Below are 24,673 nucleotides of genomic sequence, written 5' to 3'. Positions count from 1 at the left end.
CCGGTCACTGCGAGAACCGGCCCAGGTACAAGGTGTTCCGCTCTCCCACGAGCTCCAGCAGGTCCCCCAGCCGTGCCAGCGCCGCGGCGTCCGGCGTCCACACCCACAGCTCCCGCGCCTCCACCACCGCCCCCCGGCGGGTCTTCGCCTCGAACCCCTCCAGGCCGAGCCGCACCGACGAGGCGCCGTGGGCGATCGCCGTCCTGATGGGATGGTAGAAGGCGGCCCACGGGTACGCCGGGCCCCGCTCCTCGACGTCGTAGTCGCAGCCGTAGGTCATGAAGACCACGCTCCGCGGCCCCCGCAGGTGCAGCGCGCACGCGACGATCCGGCCGTCCCGGATCACGGCGGGGATGACCACCGCGTCGTCCGGCAGCCGGTCCGCGAGCTCGATCCGCGCCCGCCGGATCGCCTCGGCGTCCGCCAGCCCCCCGTGCTTGACCAGCGTCCGCGCCTCCAGCTCGGCGATCCGCGCCGCGTTGCGCACCGGGTCCACCTCGGCCGTCGTGAGGTCCGGTGCCTCCAGGAGCCGCTGCTCCTCCAGGCGGTAGCGGCGGCGGCGCCGGCTCGGCAGCGCGGCCAGGAACTCCTCGTAGGAGCCGTACCCGCCGGTCTCCACCCACGACGCGCCCGTCATCGCCCCGCCCCGGAACCCGGCCTCGGTGAGGACGGAGCGCAGCAGGGTGTCGCGGGGACTGACGAACGGGAAGGCCACGGCGCCCGCGCCGTGCTCCGCCGCCGACGTCTGCGCGGCACGCACCAGCCGGGCGGCCACGCTCCGCGCCTCCGCCGCGTCCGCCTCCGGATGGCACAGCAGCTCGCTGCGGTCGAACTCCCGGACGACGAGGCAGGCGCCCAACCCCCGTGTGAGCGCCTGCCACAGCGGTTCCCCGTCGTCGTCCCCCGCCCGCCCCGCCGGGTCCGCGGCGGCGCGGACCAGGTCGCGCTGGGCGCGGCGGAGCGAGGCGGCCTCGGCCTCGTCCGTACCGGCGTCCAGCCGCAGCACGGCCTGCGAACCGACGAACTTCCACGGATCGCTGGTCAGACCGGACCCCGGTACGGCGACCACACCCCGCAGCGCTCCGCGCGGCCGCTCGGGCGGCCCGAGCGTGAACAGCACGCCGCGGCCCGGTTCCACGTACTCCCGGAACCGCAGGAAGCCGTGGCTGGAGTCGACGTCCGCCGCCTTGGTCAGCTCCTCCCAGGCGGCGGGCCCGACCTCGTCCACGCTGCTCAGGATCCGTACCTCCGACACCGGCATCCCTTCTGTCACCCCGATCCTCCCGGCGGCGGCCGGTGCGGCCGCCGTCCCGGCGTCCCGGGCGCGGCGACCGCTCCGGCCACCATCAGATGTCGCCGCCCGATTCCTTGATGAACTGGGCGGACCACTTGCGCTTCGCGCGCAGGCTGAGCCGGTTGACCACGTCCGGGACGAGGCCCATGGGCCGGCGGATGTCGATGATCAGCATGACGCGGCGCCCGTCGCTCTCGTTGTACACCTCGTGCTCGAAGGTGTCATCGATGAGGATGCCCTGGCCCTCCTGCCACGTGTGCATCTCCTGGTCCACGCGCAGCCGGGGCGGGTTGTTCTCCGGCACCGTCAGCGGCAGGTGGTAGCGCAGGATGCCCGCGTACGGACCCTCGTGCGCCTTCAGCGTCACCCCGGGCTCCAGGATCGCGATGATCGCGTTGACCACCCGCGGGGTCCGCTCGGCGAAGTCCACGAAGGTGGGGCAGTCCCGGTAGGCGGCCGGGTTCGTCTCGCCGAGCATGTACGCGTAGTACAGCCGCCAGTCGGTGGACACCTCCGCCGCGCGCAGCGGGTCGATGTCGCCGTACGGACGCACGTCCCGCGTCTCGATGAGCTTGGTGACCTCGGCCTTGATCTGGTCGAACTGGTAGTCCAGCTTCCGGGACTCGGGGAAGAGCGCGTACGGCGACATGATCCGGAACCGGTTGCGGCCACCGCTGGCCTTCAGGAAGTACCGGTTGATCGCCTTGCGCACCCCCGGCTGGTTGATGCTGAGGGAACCGTTCACGACTGCGTCTCCTTCGATGGGGCGGACAGACCGGGCAGCGGGGCGGGCCGGGGGCTCACCGCGGTCCGGGGCGGCACGTGGCGTACAGGAAGCCGGGGTGGACCTCGTCGACGGAGCAGGACCAGCCGAGGGCGGTCAGCCGCTCCGTCAGCTCGGCCGGGCTGCGGAAGACCTTCACGATGCGGAAGCTGCGCCCGTCCTGGAGGGTGCGGCGGACGGCGACCTCGGGCTCGGAGTCGTCCTGCTGCTCCAGCCGCCGCTCGTGGTCGGTGACGTCGACGAACTCCACGACGCCGCCCGGCGCCACGGCGCTGCGCACGCTCTCCCAGAAGGCCTCGAACCGGTCGTCGGGCACATGGGCCAGCCAGTGGGCGAAGAACACCGCGTCCCACTGCCGGTCGGGGGTCCAGTCGAAGAGGTCCTGCTGCCGGAACTCGACGTTGTCCAGCCCGTGCCGGCCGGCCTCGGCGATCATCTCGGCGGACCCGTCCAGGGCGGTGACCCGGTCGGCCAGGCCGGACAGGTGGCGCGTCCAGTAACCGGTGCCGCTGGCCAGCTCCAGCACCTCGCCCCGGATGTTCCCGGCGCGCAGCCGCTCCAGCGCGGCGGGCGCCGCGGAGTCCATGTACGGCACGAAGGTCGCGTCGTACTCGGAGGCCCGGGCCCGGTAGTAGGACAGCTGGCTCTCGATCAGACCGTGCGAAGTGGTCATGGGTCCTCTTCCTCGATTGCTGGGAATACGGTGGTGCGGATCAGAGCGAAGGGCCGAGCATCGCCACGAGGTTCTGCGGGCGGAGGAGCATCTTCTCCTTGAAGGATTCGTTGAGCCGGCCGCACTCGATCGACTCGGTGCCCGCCGACCACATGAGCTCGACGATCTCCCACCACAGGGCGTAGTACGGGCTGAACCGCAGGTCGGCGCGGCCGCGCACATACCCTCCGGCCCACGCCTGCAGGCGTTTCTCCTCCAGGAAGCAGACGGCCACGGCGAGCGGCTCGCCGTCGTTCTCGCGCACCTCGACGACCCGTACCGGCTCGTCGAGTTCCCGCAGGAACGCCGCCAGCTTCAGCGGGTCGTAGTACTTGGGCGAGCCGGTCCGGGTGGCGCTGGCGGCGATCAGCTCCAGCAGCGGCACCAGGCCCTCGTGGTCCGCCCGGTGCACCCGGGCGTGCCCCTGCTCGCGGTACCTGCGCAACTGGCGCTGGTAGTCGCGCCGTACCGACCGGCGCATCCCGGCGAGGTAGGCCTCGCCGTCCGGTGCGTCGGACCGGTGCAGTGTCCAGCGGGGCACCAGCTCCCGGGGCCGGAACCCCTTCCGCTCCAGCGTCCGCACCAGCGGATGGTCGGTGCCCAGGTTGGCGAACCCCCACTGCGGGGCGTGCAGTTCGGCGGCCCGGGCGGCGAACGCACGCGTCAGCGCGTCCAGGGCGTCCTCGTCGGCCGCCAGCAGCCGCGAGTCCGGGGAGTGCCACATCGGCGACAGCAGGGCCTGCTCGCCGTCGGCCATCCCGAGCAGGCCGAGCGGATCGCCCTGCAGGTAGGTGGGCGCGGCGGCGACCAGTTCGCCGTCGCGGCGCACCTCCAGGTAGCGCGGCTCGCTGATCCGCTGGACGGGGTGGTGCTCGTAGGCCCGCAGGAACGCCCGGGTGTGGAACACCGGCGCGTCCAGCCGCGCCACCAGCCCGTCCCAGTCCGGCGCCAGACCGTCGGCACCGGCGGTCCCGCGCACGTCGAGCACCGCCCCGGGCGCGGGCGGCGCCACGGCCGCGGGGCTGCCGGCCGCACCGTCCAGGCAGGCCGCGATGGCGGCGGCGCAGGCGTCGACGGCGGCCGGTTCGACGGGCCCCATGTGCCCGATGCGCAGCACCTCGTCCTTCCAGGGGCCGCGTCCGGAGGACACCCAGGTGTCGTGCTCGGCGGCCAGCGCCTCGCGCACCCGCACCGCGCCCCCGTCCGGCAGTCGTACGGCGGTCACCGTGGGGGAGCTGTGCGCCTCGTCGGGGACGACGGCCAGCCCCCGGGCGCGCAGGGCGTCGCGGCACCGCCGCGCCGTGCGGGCATGGCGCTCCCACACCGCCTCGACGCCCTCCTTCTCGATCGCGGCGAGCGCCGTGTCGAGGGCGTACAGCACCGACAGGGCCGGTGTGTACGTCGTGGTGCCGGCCCGGGCGTGCTCGGCCGCGCGGGCGAGGCTCAAGTAGTAGGACCCCTCGCCCGGTTCGGCCGCCCGGGCCAGCGCCCGCTCCGAGACGGCGACGAGGGACAGCCCGGGCGGACAGGCCAGGGCCTTCTGCGTCACCCCCACCGCCGCGTCGAGCCCGAGCTCGTCGAAACCGATCTCGACGGCGGCCAGGCTGCTGACCACGTCCACGAGGATCAGGCAGTCGCTGACCGCCCGGATCGCCTGAGCCCACGCGCGCAGCGGCGCCACCACACCGGTGGAGGTCTCGTTGTGGGTGAGCAGGACGGCGTCGTACCCCGCGGCCAGGCGCTCGGTGATGAGGGCGGTGTCCACCACCTGCCCCCACGGTGCGGCCAGCACGTCCACCACGGCACCGTGGTGCTCCGCGATCTCGGCGAACCGCTCGCCGAAGTAGCCCAGCTGGACCGACAGGACACGGTCCCCGGGCCGCAGCAGGGACGCGGCGACCGCTTCCAGGCCGCCCGTCCCGGAGCACGTCAGGGGCAGCACGGTGCCGGCGGTGCCGAACAGCGCCCCCAGCCGCGGCGCGATGCCGCCGAACAGGTCGCGGAAGCCGTCGGAACGGTGGCTGATCATCCGGGTCGTCATGGCGGCGAGCGTGCCGTCCGGCACCTCGACCGGCCCCGTCACCCTGTAGTTGCGCATGTCGTGCCTCGCTTTCGCTCGGTGCCCGCGCCGAGGACGGTCTCCAGCCCCGCCCGCGCCTCGTGGCGCTCCAGACGCACGGGCATCCCGGACATCCGGTCGGAGGACAGCCCCTCCGCCACGAGCAGGTCGTACGGGGCGTCCGGCGCGCCGGCGTACGGGAAGGAGGCGCGCCGGGCGAGCAGGGCCCGCAGCGCCCCGGCCAGGTCCGTGCCCTGCTCGTCCGCCCCGAACAGCTCCCGCAGCGTGCCGACCGCCTCCCGCACCGCCGCGTGACCGCGCGGGTCGGTCACCCGCTCCGGCCCGGCCGCCTCCACCAGCGGAGCGAGCCAGGCCAGGTTGAGCGCGCAGGCCAGCCCGTGCGGGATGCCCAGGTGCGCGGTGAGCGGGTACGACAGCGCGTGCGCGGCGGTGGTGCGCGTGAGGTCGATGGCCTGCCCGGCCAGGGTGGCGGCCCGGCTCAGGGCGTCGCGTTCGGCCGGGGACGGCAGGTCCCCGGCGCACCGCAGCACCGGCAGCGACGAGCGCAGCGCCGCCACGGCGTGCTCGCGGGACTCCGTGGTGGACCGGACCGACCACAGCGACTCGACGGCGTGCGCCAGCGTGTCGAAGGCGCACGTCCACGTGAGGTCCGCCGGGCACGTCTCGGTCAGCTCCGGGTCCACGACGGCGACGTCGGCACGGGCCGCCGGGGTGTCCAGGGAGACCTTGCGGTGCCCCCGGTAGAGCGTCGCGAACTGCGTCACCTCGCTGCCGGTGCCCGCCGTGGTGGGGACGAGCAGCAGCTCCGGCACCCCCTCCGGCACCGGCCTGCGGCCCGCGATCACCTCGTCGGCCGCCCCGGCGTCGCCCGGCAGGACCCGGGCGGCCTTGGCCACGTCCAGGGCCGAACCGCCGCCGATGCCCACCACCAGGTCGGCGCCGGACGCCCGGCGCAGCCGGGCCGCCTCGACCCCCTGCGCCACCGTGGGGTTGGGGTGGAACGCGGTGAAGGTCACCGCGTCCGGCGGCAGCCACGCCGCCACCGGCGCCCGCAGCAGGGCCCGGCTGCTGGCGACGACCAGCACCCGGCGGCCCTCGCTCAGCCCGGGTACCCGGCCGAAGCTGCCCCGCCCCGTCAGCAGGACCGTGTCGCGCCGGGGACCGGAGCCGCGCGCCAGGGGCGGGCTCATGGCAGCTCCCCCGGCTCGGGGGCACCGCCGCCGCCGGCATCCGCCGCGGCCGCCTCCCGGAAACGGCCGGCGATGAGCTCCGGGCCGAGGGACGCGGTCGCCCGGGGGTGCACCTCGCCGGGCGTCGGCACGACGGTGAGCGCGAGGAGCACGGGCCCCTCCGCGGTCAGCGCCGCGCGCAGGCTTCCGGTGAGGTCCCCGGTGGAGTCGCAGGTGAGGACCGTGCGGTAGCCCAGTCCCGTGCCCAGCGAGGCCCAGTCCAGACCGCCCGAGGTCGTCGGCTGGCAGCCGGTGGACTCGTAGCAGCCGTTGTCCACGACGACATGGGTGAGGTTGCGGGCGCCGGAGGAGCCGATGGTGGAGCCGCTCCCCAGGTGCATGAGGAACGCGCCGTCGCCGTCCAGGACGACCGTGCGCCGCTCCGGGCGGGCCGTGGCCAGCCCGAGCCCTACGGCACTGGCGTGCCCCATGGAGCCCTGCATGTAGAAGGTGTCCGGGCGGTCCCGCTCGTGGTGCGCCTGGCGGGACAGGTAGCCGGTGGTGGTCACCATCAGCTCGTCGGTCAGCTCCGCCATGAGGGCGGCCACGGCCCGCGGCCGGGTGAGCCGGTCGTCGGCCGGCGCCCCGGCGGGGTACGCGCCCGCGGCCTTGCCGATGGCGCCCCGGGGCACCAGCAGGAAGAACGGCCTGCCCGCCGCCCGTGCGTCGGCGGCCTGCCCCAGTGCCTCCTCCAGCTTCCCCGGCCACAGCACGGCGTGGGGCACGTCGAGTGTCTCCAGCAGCGCGACGGTGGAGGTGCCCATGGCGGCGTGCTGCGGCTCGTCCTCCGCCGGGTCGGGCCAGCCGCGCATGGTCATGACGACGAGGACCGGCACCCGGTAGGGGAGCAGGAGCGAGGTGAGCGGGTTGACGAGGTTGCCGAAACCGGAGTTCTGGCACAGCACGACCGAGGTGCGGCCCGCCAGCTCCCAGCCGGCCGCCAGCGCGAGGGCGGCGCCCTCCGAGGCGGCGGGCGTCAGGTCCCCGGCACCGTCGAACAGCGCCCACGGCCCGGCGAGGTGGCCGCACGGCACACCCGTCACCCGCTGCACCCCGTGGACGCGCAGCGCCGCGACGAACTCCTCCGCGGTGATCCGGTCGCTCATCGGTCGAGGTCCAGCCACTGGTCCATGCCGGAGATGGCGAAGATGTCCTTGACGGACGCGATGCGCGGCTCCACCGGCGCGGTCGAGCCCTCGGCGAGGACCGTGGCCCAGGTGCTGCGGATGGCGGTGATGGCCGCCCGCATGCCCTGGTTGGCGTAGATGACCATGGAGATCCCCGCCTCCTGCGCCTCGGCGGCGGAGAAGTCCGCGTAGGTCGTGGGGACCACCACGACCGGCGCCCGGTGATTCCACTCCTTCATGAAGGAGACGACCTCGCCGGAGTCCACCGCCTTGGAGTGGACGAGGACGGCGTCGGCCCCCGCGTCGACGTAGTGGTGGCAGCGCGTCAGCGCCTCCTGCAGGCCCAGCCCGCAGATGAACGCCTCGGTCCGGGCGATCAGCACGGTGTCCGAGGACACCTGGGCGCGTTTGGCCGCCTCCAGCTTCCGGCCGAACTCGTCGACGTCCAGCAGCTTCTGGCCGGAGTTCACGAAACTGTTGCGCTTGGGGAAGATCTTGTCCTCGATGCAGACCCCGGCGACGCCCGCCTCCTCGTACCGCATCATCGTGTAGGCGGCGTTGAGGACGCCGCCGAAGCCCGTGTCGCAGTCGGCGACGACCGGGACCGACACCGAGCGCTGCATGGTGACGGCGGCGGACAGGTACTCGGCCATGCCGAGGAGACTCACGTCCGGCAGCCCGTGGGCAGCGGAGATCTCCAGCCCCGACGCCCACACGGAGTCGAAGCCGGCCTCCTCCGCCAGGCGGGCCGACAGCCCGTCGTGCGCGCCGGCCACCCGGACCAGCCGGCCGTTCGCGAAGGCGTCCCGCAGCGTGGCGGCACGTGAGCCGGGCAGGGTGGATGGTCCGTACGAAGCAATGGTCATTGGTATCCCCTCAGTGATGGGTGACCTCGCGCGCCGCAGCCGTCAGACACGTGGTCAGGCGGTGGGCGGCGGTCAACAGAACCTCATGGCTTTCGGCGACGCACAGCCGCAGGAACCCCGGCATGCCGAAGGTGGAGCCCGCGCGCAGACCGACCCCCGCCCCGCTGCGCAGGGCCCGGCACAACTCCTGGTCGTCCCCGGCGCCGAGCAGCCGGAGCCCCAGGGCCTCGGAGGCGTCGAGGCAGAGATAGATCCCGCCGGCCGGCGGAACCGGCCGCAGGTACGGGACGGCGGCCATCGCCTCGACCGCCTCGGCGCGCTGCCGGGCCAGCCGGTCGGCCCGCCGGGCGACCCCGGCCCCGGCGACGGCGGCACCGGTGCCGCCCGTGCCGTTCTCGTACGCGAGGACCGCCGCCGCGGCGGCCTGGGCCGGCCCCGACACGGGCCCCGTGGTGTGCTCCACGATCTCCCGCACGGCCGCCCCGAGCGCCGGTTCGGCCCACACCCAGCCGATGCGCAGCCCGGCCAGGGCGTACACCTTCGACGCACCGCCCACGACGACCTCGTGCGGGCCGGGCAGCAGCCGGGTGTCGATGTGCGACCCGTACGCCCAGTAGATGTCGTCGACGATCAGCCGGACGTTCCGTGCCGCGGCCCAGGCGCGCAGCTCCCGCAGCCGCCCCTCGTCGTAGCAGGCCCCCGACGGGTTGACCGGGCTGTTGACCAGTACGGCCCCGGTGCGCGGCGTCCACGCCGCGTCGAGGCGCGCCGGGTCGACGAGCAGCCCGTGCAGCGGGTCGCCGGGCACGGTGACGGGCACCGCCCCGGCCTGCCGGATCACCGTCGGGTAGTGGCTCCAGTGCGGGGCGGGCACGAGGACCTCGCGCCCGGCCGCCGCCGCGGCGACGGCCGCGAACAGCCCGTGCCGGGCACCGGCGGTGACGGTGACGTGGTCCGGGTCGGTCGCCGCGCCCGTCCGGCGCGCGTAGTGGTCCGCCACGGCCGTGCGCAGATCCGCCCGGCCGGGACCGGGCGCGTACCCGGACGCCTCGGGCGACTCCGTCGCGCGGCGGATCGCCGCCCGCGCCGCCTCCGGCAGGGGCTCCAGGATCTGACCGGACGACAGGTCGATGACGGGCGGTCCGGTGTCCTCCCGGACGGCGAGGGAAGGGGCGGGCGAGGAGCCGCGCGCAAAGCCGGTCACGCGTCCTGCCCGTCCCGTGCGCCGAGCGGCTTGATCCCGGTCAGCTCCGCGATCTTCCCCAGGTCCCGCACGACCGGGGGCAGCAGCGGGATGCCGCGCGCCGAGCGTTCCTCCGCGCACCGGTGGCGGCGCTCGCCGGGCAGCCGTACCGGCACGTCCTCGTCGGCGCGCCGGGCGGCGCGGATCTCCGCGGCCATGGCGTCGACGTCCCGGGTGATCCGGCCGGCGTCGCCCAGCGCGGCGAGGTCCAGGCACAGCACGAACTGGCCGAGGTCCGCCCCCTGGGGGCCGTAGGTGTGCTTGCTCCAGCTCGCTCCGGTGAGCGGTCCGCAGAGCAGTTCGGCGAGGAGGCCGATGCCGGACCCCTTGTGGCCGCCGTACTCCTCGCCGAGCCCGCCGACCGGCAGCAGGGCGTAGCCCTCCCTGGCCTTGAGCCCCGCCACGACCCGCGGGATGTCGGTGGAGGTGGCGCCGTCGGGGCCCACCGCCCAGCCCGGCAGCATCGGCTTGCCCTCGCGGTCCAGCCGCTCCAGCTTGCCGCGCGGGACGATGCTCGTCGCCGCGTCGTAGCACAGGGGCTCGCCCGCGGTGGGGACGGCGTAACTGACGGGGTCGGTGCCGAACATGGGCTCCGCGGCGCCCGTCGGGGCGACCTGCGGTGTGGCGTTGGTGGTCACCATGGCGAAGGTGCCGGACCGCGCGGCGCGTTCCGTGTACCAGCCGGCGATGCCGATGTGGTTGGAGCGGCGCACCGCCACCGCCGCCACGCCGTGTTCCCGGGCGCGCTCGACGGCCAGGTCGACGGCGAAGCACAGGGCGGGCTGGCCCAGCCCGTTCCCGGCGTCGACGACGCTGACACCGCCGTGCTCCCGCTCGACGCGGGGCCGGGCGCGGCCGTTGATGGTGCCGTTGCGCAGGCCCTCCACATAGCGGCGGAGGCGGGCGACGCCGTGGCTGTCGACCCCGGCGAGGTCGGCGGCCACCAGCACCTCGGCGGTGAGTGCCGCGTCGGCCTCACCGGCGCCGACGGACGTCAGCGCCTCGATGACGAAATCGGTCAGTGGCTTCCTGCCGACCACGGATGCGCGGTCGGTGCCGTCACTGGCGTACATAGGGCTCCAGCATCCTTACGTCTGTTGTCCGGACGTGTCGTTGCGCGAGCGGTGGGCAGGGATCCCCGCCGCTCTTCGTGGTGCTCGGCCGTCAGGCGGCGGCGACCGCCCAGGTGCGGCAGGCCGCGGCCGCGGCCCGTGCCAGTCCCTCGTGGAGGGCGGGCCCCACCAGCGGGGCGTCCAGCGGCGGGTCGGCGGCCAGATGGACGGTGACCAGTGGGTCCGCCGTGGCGGCGCCCGCCTCGGCGCGTGCGGCGACCATGGCGGTCGGCAGCCCCCGGTCCCGGCGCAACCGGGCGATGGTGCCCGGCAGTTTGCCCTGCCAGGTGCCCGGGTCGATGGCGCCCTCCGCCGTGATGACCAGGGCCGCCGTGCCGATGCTGCCGCCCGGGTCGGTGATGTCCAGCAGTGCTTCCGTGCCGCTCTCCGCCGTGGTGGCCGCCACCGCGGAGAGTCCGAACCCGATGCCGCCGCCCGCGCCGAACCAGGGCGTGCGGAAGCGGTCCGCCGCCGTGAGGTCTCCCGCCTGTCCCAGCAGCGAGGTCAGGTGCTGCAGGGCCCGGACCGCGGCCGGGCGGTTCTCGGCGGTGACGCCCTTCTGGGCGCCGAAGGAGTCCAGGTTGCCCGACAGCGGTGTGCGCACGTCGGCCAGCAGCCGCACGGTCACCCCCTCCAGCAGCCGCCGCGCGGCACTCAGGTCCACGCGCACCGCGTCGGGGAGGCGCTCCGGTACGGGTTCCACCTCGTGCCCGTCGCGGTCCAGGAACCGTGCGCCGAGCGCGGCCAGCGCCCCGGCGCCCCCGTCGACCACGGCGGTGCCGCCCAGGCCGACCAGCACCGTGGTGGCCCCGGCCTCGACCGCGGCGGCGACGGCCTGGCCCGCCCCGGCCGACGTGGCCCGCAGCGGCCGCAGTTCCCGGGGACGCAGGGCCCCCAGCCCGCAGACGCCGGCCGTCTCGACCGCGGCCGTGCGCGGGTCCAGCGCCAGCCAGTGCGCCTTCCGCGTCCGGCCGAGCACATCGACGGCCTCCACCGGGTGGCGGACGCCGCCGCACGCGGCGTACAGGGCGTCGAGGGTGCCGTCGCCCCCGTCGGCGAGGGGCCGCGCCACCGCCCGCACCCGCGGGCGCACCCGGCGGACGCCGGTGATCAGCGCGGCCGCCACCTCGGCGGCCGAGGCGTAACCGCGCATGCAGTTGGGCGCCACCACGATCTCCGCGGCGGGTGCCGGGCCGCGGTTCACGACTGCTCGTCGGGGTGGCGCCGCACCCAGGTGCGCAGGAGCAGGCGCGTGTGGTCGGGCTCGTCCTGGAACTCGGTCCGGCCGTGCAGCAGCGAGAGGTTGTCGAACAGGGCGAGCTCCCCCTCCCGCAGCTTGCCGGTCAGGACGGCGGGGCTGGAGGCGATCAGCGCGTCGAGCGCGTCCAGCGCCGCGCGCTGATCGGTGGTCAGTGCGGGCACCCCCGGGTGGTCGTGGCCGTGCTCGATGTAGCTGCGGAGGTACGTGATGGCCGGGCGCCCCCGCTGGCTGAAGAGCACGGGCTTGGCCGTCGTGGGGTCCTGCCCGGGCTCCTGGTCGCCGCGGCGGTCGAACCGGAACGGGGCCCGCAGGACGGCGAGCACCTCCGGGTCGAGCGCCCGCTCCACCTCCCGTACGTGCAGGCACTGCAGGGCGCCGCCGCGCACGGACTGGCGTACGCAGAAGAGGGTGAACACGTCCGGCGCCGGCAGCGGTGCCTCCGCGCCGTCCGTGTGCAGGTCCCCGCCGAAGCGGGAGTCCGAGTAGCGGGTGCGGCCGCGCTGGCTGATGCTCATGCCGCGGTCCCTCACCTCGCGGACCAGGGTGCCCTCCCGGTTCTGCGGCAGCGGTTCCCCCAGCAGCCGTGTGGCCCGCAGCACGGCCCGCTCACCGCCCTCCCGGTCGGAGGGCAGCCCCGTGAGCACCAGGACACCGGGCCCGTCGTCCAGGTACTCGCCCACCAGGGCGGCCAGTTCGGCCCGCGCGGCACCGGCGTCGGCGGTGCTCTCGCCGGCGCTCGTCAGATGGTCACGGAGCGGTCCCGCCACGGCCACACGTACCGCGTCGAACCCGTCGGTCAGCGTCTGCCCCGGAGTGGTCTGGTGCCCGCCGTCTGTCACTGGCGCCCCCCTGCTTCCTGCGCGGATGCCGCGGGCCGGACGGCCCGTGGCTGTAGGAGAGTTGTGCGGGTACCCGATTCGGTTGACCGCGGGTTTCCCTCAATTTTCCCGGGACGTCGCCGGGGCGTGACATGCGGCAGCCCCGCCGGTCCCGGGGGACCGGCGGGGCTGCGGGGCCGGAGGAGGTGTCAGGCGTGCCGTCGGGCCCACAGGGGGGTGACGAAGGCGATGAGGACGGCGGCGATGCCGATCTGGAACACGTGGCGGATCCAGTCGATACCACCGGTGTCGCGCACACCGAACGCACTGGCGAGCGCATTGCCGGCGACAGCGCCGACGATACCCAGCAGGACCGTCAGCCAGATGGGGATGGGCTGACGCCCGGGGAGGACGAGCTTGGCCAGCAGGCCGATGATGAGACCCGCAATGATGGCCCACAGAAACGACACGAGGACTCCTTCCGTTCACTGCCGTGACCTTCGCTGCCCTCCGCGTGCCCGCCGGACGCGGCCGTAAGCATCCGCCTTCACGTTGTTTCCGTATCCCGCCCGCTGAGCGCCCGTGCGCAGCGCTCCGCCACGCCGGCGCCCGGTGCCGTCGCGGCGCCGGTGTGCCGCTTCCCCGGAGCCGCGGGGGCCGGCCGTCACGGTGACCCCTCCCGGCGTGCGCCGCGACGGTGTGACCCCTCCCGACACAATTCCGGCCACTGTGCTGCCCGTCGGGGCCGGGACCAGGGCGGCTGGGCCCCCAGCAGCTCGGGCGGCCTTCTTCGCACTGCAGAACATCGACTTCCACACCTTCACCCGCGACGGCGTGACGGTCGACGTACACCTCCTGCACCGCGGCTCGTGCCGGTTCGACCTGAACCTCCAGGCGTACCGGCGGCCCGGCGGAACTCGAGTACAGCACCGCCCTGTTCACCGCCTCCTCGGCGCAGTACCTGCTCCACCGCGTGGCCGAGCTGATCGACGACCTCGACGTCTCCACGCGCACCCCTCTGTCCGGACACGTGGCGTCCCAGACCCCGGTGACCTCCACCCACGCCGATTTCACCTTCTGAAGGACCGGAATGACCAGTGCACTGCAGGCCCGACAAGCCCTCCTCGCCCACCCCGCGCAACAGGAGTACTGGGACACCCGCCGACAGGCCTGGACCGAACCGGTCCAGGTCATCCGCGACCACCTGCGCCCCGGCGCCGGCGGCCACCGGGTGACCGGAGCGGCCCTCGACGGCTCCACCACCGCCGCCCTGGACCGCATCACCTCCGGCGACGCCCTGCTGCGCCGCACCGTCGCCGCCGCCGTACTGGCGCTGCTCGCCGCCCGTACCACCGACCGCGACGACGTGGTGGTCTTCCTGCCGGCCCCGCCCGCCGTCTTCGGCGCGTCCAACTGCTGCGCGACCCGGCCCGGGCGCGGCGCTGGGCGCTGGTCTTCGCCGGCGTCCTCACGGCCTGCGGCACGGTGAGCGCGGCGGCGGGCCGCACGGCGTTCGCCGTGCACATGGCCCTCTACGTCGTGCTGACCTTCGTCAACGCCTACTGGATCCACTTCACCAACGCCCGGATCCTCGATCCCGCACCGGCCGACCGTATTGGCCAGGTCCGGGCCAGCATGATCTTCTGTCTCGGCGTGGTGTTCGGCCTCGGGGAGCAGTTCGTCGGACTCCTGCTGGAGTCGGAGTCCGGTCTGCTGCTGCTCGACCTGCTCCATGTCACGGGCGGCATCGCGCTGGCGTGCTCGCTGTTCGTCATCCGTACACGCACCGGCCGCACGACCGTGCCTGCCGGATGAGGAAAGGAGTACCCCGATGTCCCCGGAGGAGATCGTCGACGGTCAGCTTGCGGCCTACAACGCCCGGGACCTGCGGCGCTTCCTCGGCTTCTACGCCGAGGACGTGCCGGTGCTGGCCTTCCCCTCGGGAGAGGTCCTCGCCGACCGCTCGGGCCCGGCGTTCCGCGAGCGCTACGCCGCCCTCTTCGCGGCCAGCCCCGACCTGCACGCGGAGCTGGTCTCGCGCGTCGTCCACGGCCGGCTGGTGATCGACCAGGAGCGCGTCACCGGTTTCATGGGTGACGAGGAGCGCGCCGCCGTCGCCCTCTACGAGGTCGGCCCGGAGCGCATCGAGAAGGTCTGGTTCGCCGTCTGACCCGCGGCCCGCGCGGTGTACCGTCCGCCCTCCCGGCCCCGGGCCGCCCGCCGTCCGCGCGGGCGGCCCGGGGCCGGGGCCGTTGCCGGGCCGTCCACGAGCCACGACTCCGCACGCAGCGGTCCGCCTCGCCGTCGCGGGCACCGGACGCCGCCTGCGCCCGGACGGCGCTGCTGTGCGGGCGCTCCCCGGCCGTGTGCCGCGCTCACGGCAGGTGGCGCACCAGCAGCCCGGGGGAGCGCCGCACCAGCAGCCCCGTCGCCAGCCCGATGACGGCACCGGCGGCGACATCGCTCGGGTAGTGCGCACCCGAGTGCACCCGCTCCACGGCCACCAGCGCGGCCGGCACCGCACAGACCGCGGCCGCCCACGGCCATGCCCCCGCCGCGGCCACGGTGAAGCCGACGGCCGCGGCCGTGTGCCCGGAGGGGAAGGAGGAACTGTCCGGCCGCGGGTGCACGTCGTCGTGGGGGATGAGGCCCTCCGGCGGACGGCGGCGGTCGTACAGCTGCTTGCACACCGCGTTGGACAGCAGCTCCGCCATCCCCATGCCCGCCAGCCCGGCGACCGCGGCCGTCCTCCCGCGGACGCCGCCCGTCGCTGCCATGGCGGCCGCCGCGCACCACCACAGCTTGGTGTGCTCGGCGGCGGACTCCAGCTTCGGCAGGAACCGGCGCACCAGCGGCGACTCCCAGCCGGCCACGCGGCGCGTCAGCCACCGGTCCGCTACCTTCCACCCCACCAGATCACCCATGACCGGCGGCTTCCCGCCCGGCGCCGCGCACACACCCGGAAGTGCGCCGACGGCCCCCGGGGTGCCGCGGCGCCGGAGCGGGTGTGCCGCGGATGGGCGCGCAGGCCCTTCACAGCAGCTCCGCCACCAGGGCGTGACCCTCGCGTGAGGCCCGTGCGGGGCTTCACGCGGGTTCATGCCGCCCGGCCGCCGCTCAGTGGCGCTCGGGCAGGTCCGCCTCCGCCGGCAACACCGGCACCGTGCGCGTCACGGACGAGCGTGCCGCCGGGGCCGGCTTCTTGCCGCAGAACGCCGCCTCCAGCGTGTCGCCGAGCGCCGTGTTGGCGGGGCTCCGGTTCGAGGTGTTCGCCATCGCGGAGAGGCTGCGCCGGCCGTCCCGGGTGGCGAAGGCGTAGGTGTAGAAGCCCTGGACCGTGCCGGTGTGCCCGAAGACCTGGGCGCCGCAGGACAGGTCGTAACGGCGCAGACCGAGCCCGTAGAACCGGGTGCCGGTGGTGTCCGTCGGCGTCACCGTCGTCATGGCGTCCAGCATCCCCGGCGACAGCAGACGGCCCCGCATCAGGGCGGTCATGAAGGTGTTCAGGTCCGCCGGGCCGGAGATGACGGCCCCGGCCGACTGCGCCCAGGACACGGTCTGCTCCGTGGAGTCCACGAGCGGCGCGCCGCTCTCGTCCGGGTGCAGGTAGCCGCGCACGTGCAGCCCCTCGATGCGGGTGCCGGGGTGCACGTACGAGGTCTTCCGCAGCCGCAGCGGCTTGATGATGCGCCGCTCGTACTCCTCGGCGACCGGCTTGCCCGTAAGCTTCTCGATGAGCATGCCGGCCACCACGAAGTTGGTGTTCGAGTACGTGTACGCGACGCCGGGCTCGGTGGTGCGGGGCTCGGCCAGCGACAGGTCCACGAGCTCCTGGTAGCTGAACACCCGGTTCCGTACGGCTTCGAAGCCGGGCACGGTCCGCTCGAACATCGCCCCCGTGTAGTCCGCGAGCCCACTGCGGTGCGTGAGCAGGTGGCGCACGGTGATCCGGTCGTCGGGCAGCAGCCCCGGCAGGTGGCGGTTCACCGGTGCGTCGAGCTCCAGCCGCCCCTCCTGCACCAGTTGGAGCAGCACCACGGTGGAGAAGGTCTTGCTCACGCTGCCCATCCGGAAGCGCGCGCCGATGTCCATGGCGTCGCCCGAGACACGGTCACGGACCCCCACGGTTCTCGTCCGCACGCCGGCGGGCCCGGTGTAGCGGGCCATCGCGCCCGGCGCGCCGTTGGCCATGGCGGCGTCGAGCGCGGCCACCACCCCGTCCATGTCGGGGGCGGGCACCGTGGGATGGGCGGCGGGAGCGGGCGCCGCGGCGGGGGCCGCGTACGCGCCGGGGGCGGGGGCGACAGCGGTGGCGAGTGCGGCGACGAGAACGGCACTCACGGCCAGGCGTCGGTGCGGCGACAGGGGCACGTTGGTTCCTCGGGATTCGATCGGTGCGGCACAGGGGCCGTGTACGACGTGGGCCTCCCGGGCTCGGCCGTGGCGCGCCGTGACCCGAACTCATGGACCGTGAGTCCCAACGGCGTTGGTCGGTTCCCGACACGGGCGGACCGGCGCGCGCCCGTCCGTCGCCGCCCTGCGCCCCCGCACCGCACCCGCCCGCACACGCCGAGGCCCCGCCGTGACGGGGGAACCACGGCGGGGCCACGGGCATCTGCTGCCCCCGGCGCACGCCTTCACACCTGTTCCCGCCGGCGCGGGCGCTGCGCGAGGGTGACGACCGGACGGCTGGACGTACCTTGCCGAAAGGTGCGTTAGCCGAAGTGAGCCGGGGGCACACGAGCTCCATCAGTGCCCGGCAGCGACGACGGACGCCCGTCGCTGCCGGGACCAGGCTCACGGAAGGGAAGACGTCACACGATGACCACGGCACGAGAGATCATGACCGAGGGCGCCGAGTGCATCGGTGCGGAGGAGACCGTCCTGGAAGCCGCGAAGAAGATGACCCGGCTCGGCGTCGGCGCGCTGCCCATCTGCGGTACCGACAACAAGCTCAAGGGGATGCTCACCGACCGCGACATCGTGGTGAAGGTTCTCGGCGCCGGCAAGGACCCGGCCGAGTGCAAGGCCGGTGACCTCGCCCAGGGCGAGGCCGTCACAATCGGCGCGGACGACGACGCGGAGGAGATCCTGCGCACGATGACCGACCACAAGGTGCGCCGCCTGCCCGTCATCGACGGCCACGACCTCGTCGGCATGGTGGCGCAGGCCGATGTCGCCCGCGCCCTGCCGGACCCGAAGGTGGGCGACCTCGTCCAGGCCCTGTCCACGGACTGACGCGCGACCGCACACCGCGGCTCGGTTCGGCTCCGGGGCGCCTGTTGTCGGTGTCGACGGTCGATCGTGCTCGGTTCCTCGTTCCTCGGAACCTCCGCGCGTTCTCCCTTTCGACACCGCCGCGCCCCTTCGCCGCCAAGGCCCCGGCCGGTTCCCACCGGCCGGGGCCTGGCCGTGCCGGGGCGGCGCGCGCCCGGCTGTGCCCGCTGGGCCGGGCGGGTGGAGACGGTGGCTGAAGGCGCCCGCGCGGGGTAACCGCCCGGGTGAGGCGGCCCGCACCACGCTGAACAAGGAGAGACCGGCCATGACCCGTTCGATCGCGGAACAGAGCACGGAAGAGCTCGGCGGCACGGCGAGCATCCTGGCCCGTCAGCGCCGCGACCACGCCGAACTGGAGCGGCTCATGGAGCGGTACGAGTCGGGCGACGGCCCGGACGAGGAGCGGCAGCGGGTCCTCAAGGACATCGTCCAGCTCACCTTCACCCACGCCTTCGCCGAGGAGACCGTGCTGTGGCCCGCCCTGCGGCGGCTGGCACCGGACGGCGAGGAGCTGACCGCCCGGGTCGAGAACGAGCACCAGCAGATCAACGACCTGGTCACCGAGATGGAGCGCACCGGCCCGGGGGACCCGCGCCACGACGAACTCGCCGCCCGGGCGTTCGCGCTGATCCGGCAGGACATCCGCGACGAGGAGGACCTCCTCCTGCCCCGGCTGCAGGAGTCCCTCGACAGGACCGGCCTGCGCAGGCTGGGGTCGGCCTGGGAGACCGTACGGCGTACGGCGCCGACGCACCCGCACCCGGTGGTACCGCGGCGGCCGCCGGGCAACGCCGTCCTGGGCGTCCCCCTCTCCGCCGTCGACCGGGCCCGCGACCTGCTCCCGGCGGGCACACGGGCGCCGAGCGGCCGGACCCTCGCCGTGGCGGCGGCCGCCTGCCTGTCCGTCGCGTGGCCGCTCGCCCGGGCGCTGCGGGCACGCCGCTGACGCCGGTGCGGCGGCAGGCCGTTTCCGCCGGGCCTGAGGGGCTACTCGCTGCGGCATGGATCGGTCATTCAAGCGTTATCCCACGACGACGGCCGTGCGGCGGCTCCTGCCGTCGGCGGACGGGCCCGGACGCGTCCTGCGGGGCGTGGACCGGCTGGAACGGTGGTCCGGAGCGGACGCGCTGATCGGCGCGGTCCGTGCGGCGGTCCGAGCGGCACCTCTGGGGTCCGCGCGCGACGTGCTCCACGGACGCTGGCTGGGGCATCCGGTGCACCCGCTCATGGTGCAGCTGCCCATCGGCACCTGGCTCTCGGCGGCCGTGCTCGACGCGCTGCCCGGCCACCGCAGGGCCGCCCAGGTGCTGATCGGGGCCGGCCTGGCGACGGCCGGGCCGGCGGCGGTGGCCGGCTGGACCGACTGGGCCGAGCTGCCGAAGGAGCAGCAGCGCGTCGGACTGGTGCACGCGGCCGGCAACGTCACCGCCGTCGCCCTCTACACCGCCTCGTACCTGGCGCGGCGCCGCGGCCGCGTGTGGCGGGGCAAGGCCCTGGGTTTGGCCGGGCTGACGGCGGTCGGCATCGGCGGCGCGCTGGGCGGCCACCTCGCCTACCGCCAGGCCGCCGGAGCGAACCATGCCGAGGAGGTGCCGCACTGGGTCGAGCCCGGCTGGCACCCGGTCGGCGACATCGCCGACCTGCCGGTGGGCAGGGCCGTACGGCGCCACGTCGGCGAGGTCGCGGTCATGGTGGTGCGCGAGGCGGGCGGCGCCGTGCACGTCCTGGCCGACCGGTGCAGCCACATGGCGGGACCGCTGTCGGAGGGCGAGATTCTCGACGGCTGCGTGCGGTGCCCCTGGCACGGGAGTGTGTTCCGGCTGGCCGACGGCTGGAACGTCCGCGGCCCCGCCACCGCGCCGCAGCCGGCGTTCGACACCCGGATCGTCGACGGCCGCCTGGAGGTACGGCTGCGCGGGTCGGCCGGCACGGACGCCGGGAGTGACGCGGCGTGACGGTCCGGCGCATCACGGAGCGGAAAGGAGTTGATCGGCATGGCCGGCAGAGTGGTGCAGGGGTCGCATGACCCCGTGGCGCACGGAACGGCGCGGATCCTGCGGGAAGGACGCCGGGACGAGGTGCACGACGCCGTGGCGCCCGATCCGCGGCAGATCCTGCGCGAAGGGCAGCGGGACCAGCTCATCAGCCTGCTGATGCTGCTCACCGCGATCGCCCTCTTCGTGGCGCCGTGGGTCACCGGCGAACCCACCACCGCCAAGGACGCCCACCGCAACGAGCTGGGCGTGGGCATGATCGTCCTGTTCGTGGCGATGGCCCGGTTCAAGTGGCACCTGGGTCCGTGGTCGGACCTGACGGTGCTGGCGGCCGGCGCCTGGCTCGTCGCGTCCCCCTGGTTGCTGGGGCTCCGCGACACCGTGGTGTTCGCCGACGGGGCCCATGTGTTCGACGTGGCGGCGGGCAGCGTCCTGATCGTCCTGTCGGTCGTTTCGCTGCTGCTGTTCCGCGCCGCGCGGGCCGGCGAGGCCCCCTCGGGACGGCACCGCAGGCACTGAGCCGCGTACGGCGGGCCCCCGGGGCCTCCGGAGCCCTCGGGCTTACGGGGGCCCCGGCAGCTGCCGGGCCCCCCGTAAGCCCCTGGCTCAGCCGTCCTTGCCCATGGCCTTGCGCACCGCGTCCTTCGTACGGTCCATCAACGCGGCGAGCGGACCGAGCGCGACATTGGCCGCGGCCGACTCCACGCCCGGGTGCGGCCGGGTCGGTGCCATCGCCTCCGCGGCCTTGACGCCCCGCGCCATGGACGCGAGTTTCGCCGCGTCGGTGCTGCGGCGGATGTGGGTGAACTCGTAGCGCTCCTCCGCCCGCGCGTGCTCCTGGACCTCGGAGCGCAGCTTCATCAGCCGCGGGAGGAAGTCCGGGCTGTCGGTGTCCATGCCGTCGAGCTCGGCCAGCGTCTCCTTCGCGGCCCGCTCCTCGGCGAGCCGGTCCTCGACGACCTGCTCGCCGCCCGGGAAGCCGCGGCGCGCGAAGGGGTGCACCACCTCCTCCTCGGCCGTCTCGTGCACCGCGAGGAGCCGCACCAGCCGGCGGAAGGCCTCCCGCCGCTCGTCGCCCTCGCTGCCCTCGACCTCGTCGAAGAGGTTGCGGATGTCCCCGTGCTGGCGCATCAGCAGAGCCACCACGTCGTCGTCCGTGGCCCGGTCGTCCCCGGCCTGGGGGGTTTCCACCTGCGACACGTCGGCTCTCCTACTTCTCCCGCATGGCGGGGTCGGGGTGCTCGCCCTCCGTCTCGACGCGGTACTCGCGCCCGAACATCTCGCCGTGCTGCGCCATGACCCGCTCGCTCGGCGGTTCCTCACCGCCGTGGATCTGCGCCTGCAGCTGCTCGAAGCGCTCGTGCGCCTCGCGCACGTACCCGGCACCGAGGGTGGTGAGGTCCATCTGCGTGGCGAGCAGCTCACGCAGGTACCCCTTGTTCGGCTCGAACGTCAGCACGTTCGGCAGCTCGGGCGCCAGCACCGACTCCGGCTCGCGGCCGTCGTAGCGCCGCATCAGGTCGCAGGCCTGGTGCAGGTGCTCCAGCTCCATGTTCAGGTGCAGCTCCCAGACGGCCTTCACCTTGGGGTCGCTCTCCTGCTCCATGAAGGAGTAGTACAGGTAGCACTCGTTGTACTCGTGGTTGACGAGCTGCTCCCACCACGTCTCGCCCGGGTCGACCAGCGACTCGTAGTGCGTGACGTGCTCCTCCTCGATCAGCCCGATCTCCTGGTAGAGCTGCCGGGCGATGGGCTCCATGTAGGTGGGGCCGGTGTTCATGTAGAAGTTCATCGTCTGCTGCTCGGCCGACATGATCGTCAGGGCGTGCAGCTTCGACAGCGGGTTCGTGGCCTCGCGGTCGTACGGGTCGCGGACGTTGTCGAACGGGTGGCGGTGGTGGTACTTCGTCGGCCGGCCCGGCATGACCTCGTTCAGGTTGTCGACGATCGACTCGGCCTTGCGGTGCTCGATCATCTCGTACAGGTTCGCGTACCGGTACAGGTGGTCGAAGTCCTCCAGCACACCGAACTGGTACGCCTGCTTCAGGTACGGGTCCGGCTCCATCCGGGCCACCCACGCGGTGAGGTCCACCGCGACCTGCTCGTAGGCGATCGTCGTCTCCAGGACGGACGACACGCCGGGCAGCAGCCAGTTCACCACCTTCTGCTGCTGGGCCTCGATGTAACGCGTCTGGGCCAGCTGCCGCTTCACCTCCGGATCGACGGTGTTGCGGGCCAGCTGGTGGCTGAAGAGGATCGCCTCGACCTCGATGCCGTTCATGGTGATGATCCGGCAGCGGGTGTACGGGTCGCAGCGGTCGGGGTCGATCGGGTCCACGTTCAGCTCGCGCCAGTTCCTGATCTGGCGGTCCAGCGGAATGCCCCGCTGCTCCAGCGGATTGAACGTCATCCATGCCTCCTTGATCGGGGTCACGACTGAGTACCCCGGAAGGCGCGCAGGGAACAGCGCAAAGACGGGGGCCTGTTCATTCCTAGCCATTCGGTCGGCACACGCTGCGCGACCCCGCTCCCCGTCACTCCGATGGCGGGCGGCCGTTCGGAGCACTTCCCGGACGCGGCGGTGTCCTTTCCCTCGCCGCACACATAACGTTTATCCGTCGCGACGGAACACGCAGTCGCGCACGTCCGCTTTCCCGTCGCGCCCCTGGGGTTCCATATGGCCACCACCACCGAGCCGACCACGATCGTCCCGGTGAAAGGACGAGGCCTGGGACGCATTGCCGTCGACTGGCTGACCACGACGGACCACAAGAAGATCGGGCACCTCTACCTGATCACGTCGTTCGCCTTCTTCCTCTTCGGCGGACTGCTCGCCCTGATGCTCCGTGCGGAACTCGCCCGGCCCGGAATCCAGCTCATCTCGAACGAGCAGTACAACCAGACGTTCACCCTGCACGGCACGATCATGCTGCTGCTGTTCGCGACGCCCACCTTCGCCGGTTTCGCCAACGCCATCATGCCGTTGCAGATCGGCTCCCCGGACGTGGCGTTCCCGCGGCTGAACATGTTCTCGTACTGGCTGTTCCTCTTCGGCGGCCTCATCGTCGTCGCGGGGCTGCTGACCCCGGAGGGCACCGCCGACTTCGGCTGGACGGCCTACACGCCGCTCAGCGGCGGCGAACGCACCCCGTACGTGGGCGGCGACATGTGGATCATGGGGCTCGCCCTCTCGGGCTTCGGCACCATCCTCGGCGCCGTCAATTTCATGACCACGATCATCTGCATGCGCGCCCCGGGCATGACCATGTTCCGCATGCCCATCTTCACCTGGAACGTCCTGCTCACCTCGGTCCTGGTGCTGCTGGCGTTCCCCGTGCTGGCCGCCGCCCTCTTCGCGCTGGAGGCCGACCGCCGGTTCGGGGCGAACATCTTCAACCCGGAGAACGGCGGGGCCATTCTCTGGCAGCACCTGTTCTGGTTCTTCGGCCACCCCGAGGTCTACATCCTGGCGCTGCCCTTCTTCGGCGTGGTGACCGAAATCCTCCCGGTCTTCTCCCGCAAGCCGCTGTTCGGCTACATCGGCCTGGTGGGCGCCACCATCGCCATCACCGGCCTGTCGGTGACCGTATGGGCGCACCACATGTTCGCGACCGGTGCAGTGCTGCTGCCGTTCTTCTCCTTCATGACGTTCCTCATCGCGGTGCCGACCGGGGTGAAGTTCTTCAACTGGATCGGCACCCTGTGGAAGGGGGCGCTCAGTTTCGAGACGCCCATGCTGTGGTCCATCGGATTCCTGGTGACGTTCCTCTTCGGCGGCCTCACCGGTGTCATCCTCGGCTCACCGCCCCTGGACTGGCACGTCACCGACACGTATTTCGTCGTCGCCCACTTCCACTACGTCGTCTTCGGCACCGTGGTGTTCGCGATGTTCGCCGGCTTCCATTTCTGGTGGCCCAAGATGACCGGGACCATGCTCGACGAACGCCTCGGGAAGATCCATTTCTGGACGCTGTTCGTGGGCTTCCACCTGACGTTCCTCGTCCAGCACTGGCTCGGCGCGGAGGGCATGCCGCGCCGGTACGCCGACTACCTCGCCGCCGACGGGTTCACCGGCCTGAACATGCTGTCGTCGATCGGCTCGTTCGTGCTGGGCCTCTCCACGCTGCCGTTCCTCTACAACGTCTGGAAGACCGCCAAGGTCGGCAAGCGGATCGACGTCGACGATCCCTGGGGATACGGGCGCTCCCTGGAGTGGGCCACCTCCTGCCCGCCGCCGCGGCACAACTTCCTCACCCTGCCGAGGATCCGCTCCGAATCCCCGGCGTTCGACCTGCACCACCCGGCCATCAGCGCCTTCGACAGCGCGGTCAGCCACGGCCGCAGGGATGTCGTCGAACCCGGCAAGGGCGTGGCCCCGCTGCGGGGCGAGGAGGAGGCGTGAGGCAGGCGCGGCCCTCGATCACCCGGGAGACGGCCGCGGCCGTCAACGAGATCGAGGGATACCTGCTCTGCCAGGCGGAGCTGCGTACGGCCGGGATCGAGGGGGAGGCGTTCGCCGACCGCATGCCGTGGCTGACCACCGCCCAGCGGGAGGAAGTCGTCCGCCTGTACGCGCAGGACCGCATCGAACTGTCCAAAAAGCTGCTGCGGGCCATCGCCGCCCGCTGCGAGGAACTCCGCGGCGAGTACACCGCGCGCTACGTCACCCTCCGCCGGCGCCTCCTCTGCCTGAGCGCGGGCGCGCTCCTCACCTCCGTCTCGGTGTGCGCGGGCACCGTGCTCACCGCTCTCCTCGGCCGGTGAGACGCGGCGGCCGCGCGCCGCCCCGCGGCCGGCCCCGCCGTCCCGCCGGCCGCCCGCCCTCGGCGGCTAGGCCGGGCGGGTACGGATCGCCCGCGTGGCGCCGGGGCGCTCC

25 protein-coding genes are annotated in these 24,673 nt (G+C 73.6%); 9 read left to right on the top strand and 16 right to left on the bottom strand.

Translation table 11 applies throughout. The annotated features are described in order from the left end of the window. Nucleotides 1-4: 4 nt before the first annotated feature. The 12 genes from ACIA79_RS03955 to ACIA79_RS03900 all read right to left on the bottom strand — a co-directional run bounded on the left by ACIA79_RS03955 (nucleotide 5) and on the right by ACIA79_RS03900 (nucleotide 12,996). The gene (locus ACIA79_RS03955; RefSeq protein ID WP_399426551.1) at nucleotides 5-1,273 is read right to left on the bottom strand and encodes a GNAT family N-acetyltransferase; all 1,269 of its coding nucleotides are present in this window, start codon (nucleotides 1,271-1,273) and stop codon (nucleotides 5-7) included. A 73-nt stretch (nucleotides 1,274-1,346) separates the two neighbouring features. Beyond that, nucleotides 1,347-2,039, bottom strand: coding sequence for an aspartyl/asparaginyl beta-hydroxylase domain-containing protein (locus ACIA79_RS03950; protein WP_399426550.1), 693 nt, complete (start codon nucleotides 2,037-2,039; stop codon nucleotides 1,347-1,349). A gap of 55 nt (nucleotides 2,040-2,094) precedes the next feature. After that, nucleotides 2,095-2,751 carry a phosphonate O-methyltransferase DhpI gene (dhpI, locus tag ACIA79_RS03945; protein WP_399426549.1) on the bottom strand — a complete coding sequence of 219 codons (657 nt, stop codon included), beginning with the start codon at nucleotides 2,749-2,751 and terminating at the stop codon, nucleotides 2,095-2,097. Nucleotides 2,752-2,791: 40 nt separating this feature from the next. After that, complete coding sequence (locus ACIA79_RS03940; RefSeq protein WP_399426548.1) at nucleotides 2,792-4,888, bottom strand: aminotransferase class V-fold PLP-dependent enzyme; 2,097 nt, start codon at nucleotides 4,886-4,888, stop codon at nucleotides 2,792-2,794. Beyond that, complete coding sequence (locus tag ACIA79_RS03935) at nucleotides 4,870-6,060, bottom strand: phosphonoacetaldehyde reductase (RefSeq protein ID WP_399426547.1); 1,191 nt, start codon at nucleotides 6,058-6,060, stop codon at nucleotides 4,870-4,872. The genes ACIA79_RS03940 and ACIA79_RS03935 overlap by 19 nt, the downstream gene beginning before the upstream one ends. Continuing rightward, the gene (locus tag ACIA79_RS03930) at nucleotides 6,057-7,205 is read right to left on the bottom strand and encodes a thiamine pyrophosphate-dependent enzyme (protein ID WP_399426546.1); all 1,149 of its coding nucleotides are present in this window, start codon (nucleotides 7,203-7,205) and stop codon (nucleotides 6,057-6,059) included. The genes ACIA79_RS03935 and ACIA79_RS03930 overlap by 4 nt, the downstream gene beginning before the upstream one ends. Further along, a complete protein-coding gene (locus ACIA79_RS03925; RefSeq protein ID WP_399426545.1) occupies nucleotides 7,202-8,092 on the bottom strand; it encodes an isocitrate lyase/phosphoenolpyruvate mutase family protein in 891 nt (296 codons plus the stop codon). The genes ACIA79_RS03930 and ACIA79_RS03925 overlap by 4 nt, the downstream gene beginning before the upstream one ends. Nucleotides 8,093-8,102: 10 nt before the next feature. Continuing rightward, nucleotides 8,103-9,296 carry a pyridoxal phosphate-dependent aminotransferase gene (locus ACIA79_RS03920; protein ID WP_399426544.1) on the bottom strand — a complete coding sequence of 398 codons (1,194 nt, stop codon included), beginning with the start codon at nucleotides 9,294-9,296 and terminating at the stop codon, nucleotides 8,103-8,105. Beyond that, entirely contained in the window at nucleotides 9,293-10,408 is a 1,116-nt protein-coding gene (locus ACIA79_RS03915; protein ID WP_399426543.1) for an Ldh family oxidoreductase, read from the bottom strand. The genes ACIA79_RS03920 and ACIA79_RS03915 overlap by 4 nt, the downstream gene beginning before the upstream one ends. A 91-nt stretch (nucleotides 10,409-10,499) precedes the next feature. Further along, entirely contained in the window at nucleotides 10,500-11,651 is a 1,152-nt protein-coding gene (locus tag ACIA79_RS03910; RefSeq protein WP_399426542.1) for a glycerate kinase, read from the bottom strand. Beyond that, a complete protein-coding gene (locus tag ACIA79_RS03905) occupies nucleotides 11,648-12,547 on the bottom strand; it encodes a TauD/TfdA family dioxygenase (RefSeq protein WP_399426541.1) in 900 nt (299 codons plus the stop codon). Before ACIA79_RS03905 ends, ACIA79_RS03910 begins: the two co-directional genes overlap by 4 nt. 188 nt (nucleotides 12,548-12,735) lie before the next feature. Next, complete coding sequence (locus ACIA79_RS03900) at nucleotides 12,736-12,996, bottom strand: GlsB/YeaQ/YmgE family stress response membrane protein (RefSeq protein WP_399426540.1); 261 nt, start codon at nucleotides 12,994-12,996, stop codon at nucleotides 12,736-12,738. Between the two features lie 620 nt (nucleotides 12,997-13,616). Here ACIA79_RS03900 and ACIA79_RS03895 point away from each other — a divergent pair. The 3 genes from ACIA79_RS03895 to ACIA79_RS03885 are packed head-to-tail and all read left to right on the top strand — an operon-like array spanning nucleotide 13,617 to nucleotide 14,696. After that, nucleotides 13,617-14,015, top strand: coding sequence for a hypothetical protein (locus ACIA79_RS03895; RefSeq protein WP_399426539.1), 399 nt, complete (start codon nucleotides 13,617-13,619; stop codon nucleotides 14,013-14,015). After that, nucleotides 14,012-14,341 (top strand): hypothetical protein, encoded by a 330-nt coding sequence (locus tag ACIA79_RS03890; protein WP_399426538.1) that lies wholly within the window; start codon nucleotides 14,012-14,014, stop codon nucleotides 14,339-14,341. The genes ACIA79_RS03895 and ACIA79_RS03890 overlap by 4 nt, the downstream gene beginning before the upstream one ends. Nucleotides 14,342-14,357: 16 nt before the next feature. Then, nucleotides 14,358-14,696, top strand: a complete 339-nt coding sequence (locus ACIA79_RS03885) for a nuclear transport factor 2 family protein (RefSeq protein WP_399426537.1) — start codon at nucleotides 14,358-14,360, stop codon at nucleotides 14,694-14,696. Nucleotides 14,697-14,901: 205 nt separating this feature from the next. Here ACIA79_RS03885 and ACIA79_RS03880 read toward each other — a convergent pair whose 3' ends face one another. Together ACIA79_RS03880 and ACIA79_RS03875 are read right to left on the bottom strand one after the other, a co-directional pair. Next, the gene (locus tag ACIA79_RS03880; protein ID WP_399426536.1) at nucleotides 14,902-15,450 is read right to left on the bottom strand and encodes a phosphatase PAP2 family protein; all 549 of its coding nucleotides are present in this window, start codon (nucleotides 15,448-15,450) and stop codon (nucleotides 14,902-14,904) included. Nucleotides 15,451-15,643: 193 nt separating this feature from the next. Continuing rightward, the gene (locus ACIA79_RS03875; protein WP_399426535.1) at nucleotides 15,644-16,897 is read right to left on the bottom strand and encodes a serine hydrolase domain-containing protein; all 1,254 of its coding nucleotides are present in this window, start codon (nucleotides 16,895-16,897) and stop codon (nucleotides 15,644-15,646) included. A gap of 450 nt (nucleotides 16,898-17,347) precedes the next feature. On the opposite strand from ACIA79_RS03875, the gene ACIA79_RS03870 reads away from it, so the two are divergent. The 4 genes from ACIA79_RS03870 to ACIA79_RS03855 all read left to right on the top strand — a co-directional run bounded on the left by ACIA79_RS03870 (nucleotide 17,348) and on the right by ACIA79_RS03855 (nucleotide 20,316). Then, nucleotides 17,348-17,764: a CBS domain-containing protein gene (locus tag ACIA79_RS03870; protein ID WP_399426534.1), complete on the top strand. Its 417-nt coding sequence runs from the start codon at nucleotides 17,348-17,350 to the stop codon at nucleotides 17,762-17,764. Between the two features lie 304 nt (nucleotides 17,765-18,068). Next, complete coding sequence (locus tag ACIA79_RS03865; RefSeq protein WP_399426533.1) at nucleotides 18,069-18,749, top strand: hemerythrin domain-containing protein; 681 nt, start codon at nucleotides 18,069-18,071, stop codon at nucleotides 18,747-18,749. Nucleotides 18,750-18,804: 55 nt separating this feature from the next. Then, nucleotides 18,805-19,758 carry a Rieske 2Fe-2S domain-containing protein gene (locus tag ACIA79_RS03860; RefSeq protein ID WP_399426532.1) on the top strand — a complete coding sequence of 318 codons (954 nt, stop codon included), beginning with the start codon at nucleotides 18,805-18,807 and terminating at the stop codon, nucleotides 19,756-19,758. 39 nt (nucleotides 19,759-19,797) lie between these two features. Next, entirely contained in the window at nucleotides 19,798-20,316 is a 519-nt protein-coding gene (locus tag ACIA79_RS03855) for a hypothetical protein (protein ID WP_399426531.1), read from the top strand. Nucleotides 20,317-20,403: 87 nt separating this feature from the next. Here the strand turns inward: ACIA79_RS03855 and ACIA79_RS03850 are convergent, their stop codons facing one another. Together ACIA79_RS03850 and ACIA79_RS03845 are read right to left on the bottom strand one after the other, a co-directional pair. Then, the gene (locus ACIA79_RS03850) at nucleotides 20,404-20,997 is read right to left on the bottom strand and encodes a hemerythrin domain-containing protein (RefSeq protein WP_399426530.1); all 594 of its coding nucleotides are present in this window, start codon (nucleotides 20,995-20,997) and stop codon (nucleotides 20,404-20,406) included. Nucleotides 20,998-21,007: 10 nt separating this feature from the next. Further along, nucleotides 21,008-22,207 (bottom strand): hypothetical protein, encoded by a 1,200-nt coding sequence (locus ACIA79_RS03845; RefSeq protein WP_399426529.1) that lies wholly within the window; start codon nucleotides 22,205-22,207, stop codon nucleotides 21,008-21,010. A gap of 267 nt (nucleotides 22,208-22,474) precedes the next feature. Here ACIA79_RS03845 and ctaD point away from each other — a divergent pair, with 267 nt between their 5' ends. Together ctaD and ACIA79_RS03835 are read left to right on the top strand one after the other, a co-directional pair. Next, the gene (gene ctaD / locus ACIA79_RS03840; RefSeq protein ID WP_399426528.1) at nucleotides 22,475-24,199 is read left to right on the top strand and encodes a cytochrome c oxidase subunit I; all 1,725 of its coding nucleotides are present in this window, start codon (nucleotides 22,475-22,477) and stop codon (nucleotides 24,197-24,199) included. Continuing rightward, nucleotides 24,196-24,561, top strand: a complete 366-nt coding sequence (locus tag ACIA79_RS03835) for a hypothetical protein (protein ID WP_399426527.1) — start codon at nucleotides 24,196-24,198, stop codon at nucleotides 24,559-24,561. The genes ctaD and ACIA79_RS03835 overlap by 4 nt, the downstream gene beginning before the upstream one ends. Nucleotides 24,562-24,673: the final 112 nt, after the last annotated feature.

The organism is Streptomyces sp. NPDC051310 (genome assembly GCF_044455245.1).
Taxonomy (GTDB): domain Bacteria; phylum Actinomycetota; class Actinomycetes; order Streptomycetales; family Streptomycetaceae; genus Streptomyces.
The sequence above is the reverse complement of the archived record's forward strand: the minus strand, read 5'-3'. Positions and strand labels throughout refer to the sequence as shown.

Coding starts and splice junctions, on each gene's coding strand:
- dhpI (WP_399426549.1), bottom strand. CDS start 2,751: ATGACCACTTCGCACGGTCTGATCGAGAGCCAGCTGTCCTACTACCGG.
- ACIA79_RS03940 (WP_399426548.1), bottom strand. CDS start 4,888: ATGCGCAACTACAGGGTGACGGGGCCGGTCGAGGTGCCGGACGGCACG.
- ACIA79_RS03935 (WP_399426547.1), bottom strand. CDS start 6,060: ATGAGCCCGCCCCTGGCGCGCGGCTCCGGTCCCCGGCGCGACACGGTC.
- ACIA79_RS03930 (WP_399426546.1), bottom strand. CDS start 7,205: ATGAGCGACCGGATCACCGCGGAGGAGTTCGTCGCGGCGCTGCGCGTC.
- ACIA79_RS03925 (WP_399426545.1), bottom strand. CDS start 8,092: ATGACCATTGCTTCGTACGGACCATCCACCCTGCCCGGCTCACGTGCC.
- ACIA79_RS03915 (WP_399426543.1), bottom strand. CDS start 10,408: ATGTACGCCAGTGACGGCACCGACCGCGCATCCGTGGTCGGCAGGAAG.
- ACIA79_RS03895 (WP_399426539.1), top strand. CDS start 13,617: ATGACCAGTGCACTGCAGGCCCGACAAGCCCTCCTCGCCCACCCCGCG.
- ACIA79_RS03885 (WP_399426537.1), top strand. CDS start 14,358: ATGTCCCCGGAGGAGATCGTCGACGGTCAGCTTGCGGCCTACAACGCC.
- ACIA79_RS03880 (WP_399426536.1), bottom strand. CDS start 15,450: ATGGGTGATCTGGTGGGGTGGAAGGTAGCGGACCGGTGGCTGACGCGC.
- ACIA79_RS03870 (WP_399426534.1), top strand. CDS start 17,348: ATGACCACGGCACGAGAGATCATGACCGAGGGCGCCGAGTGCATCGGT.
- ACIA79_RS03865 (WP_399426533.1), top strand. CDS start 18,069: ATGACCCGTTCGATCGCGGAACAGAGCACGGAAGAGCTCGGCGGCACG.
- ACIA79_RS03860 (WP_399426532.1), top strand. CDS start 18,805: ATGGATCGGTCATTCAAGCGTTATCCCACGACGACGGCCGTGCGGCGG.
- ACIA79_RS03855 (WP_399426531.1), top strand. CDS start 19,798: ATGGCCGGCAGAGTGGTGCAGGGGTCGCATGACCCCGTGGCGCACGGA.
- ACIA79_RS03845 (WP_399426529.1), bottom strand. CDS start 22,207: ATGACGTTCAATCCGCTGGAGCAGCGGGGCATTCCGCTGGACCGCCAG.
- ctaD (WP_399426528.1), top strand. CDS start 22,475: ATGGCCACCACCACCGAGCCGACCACGATCGTCCCGGTGAAAGGACGA.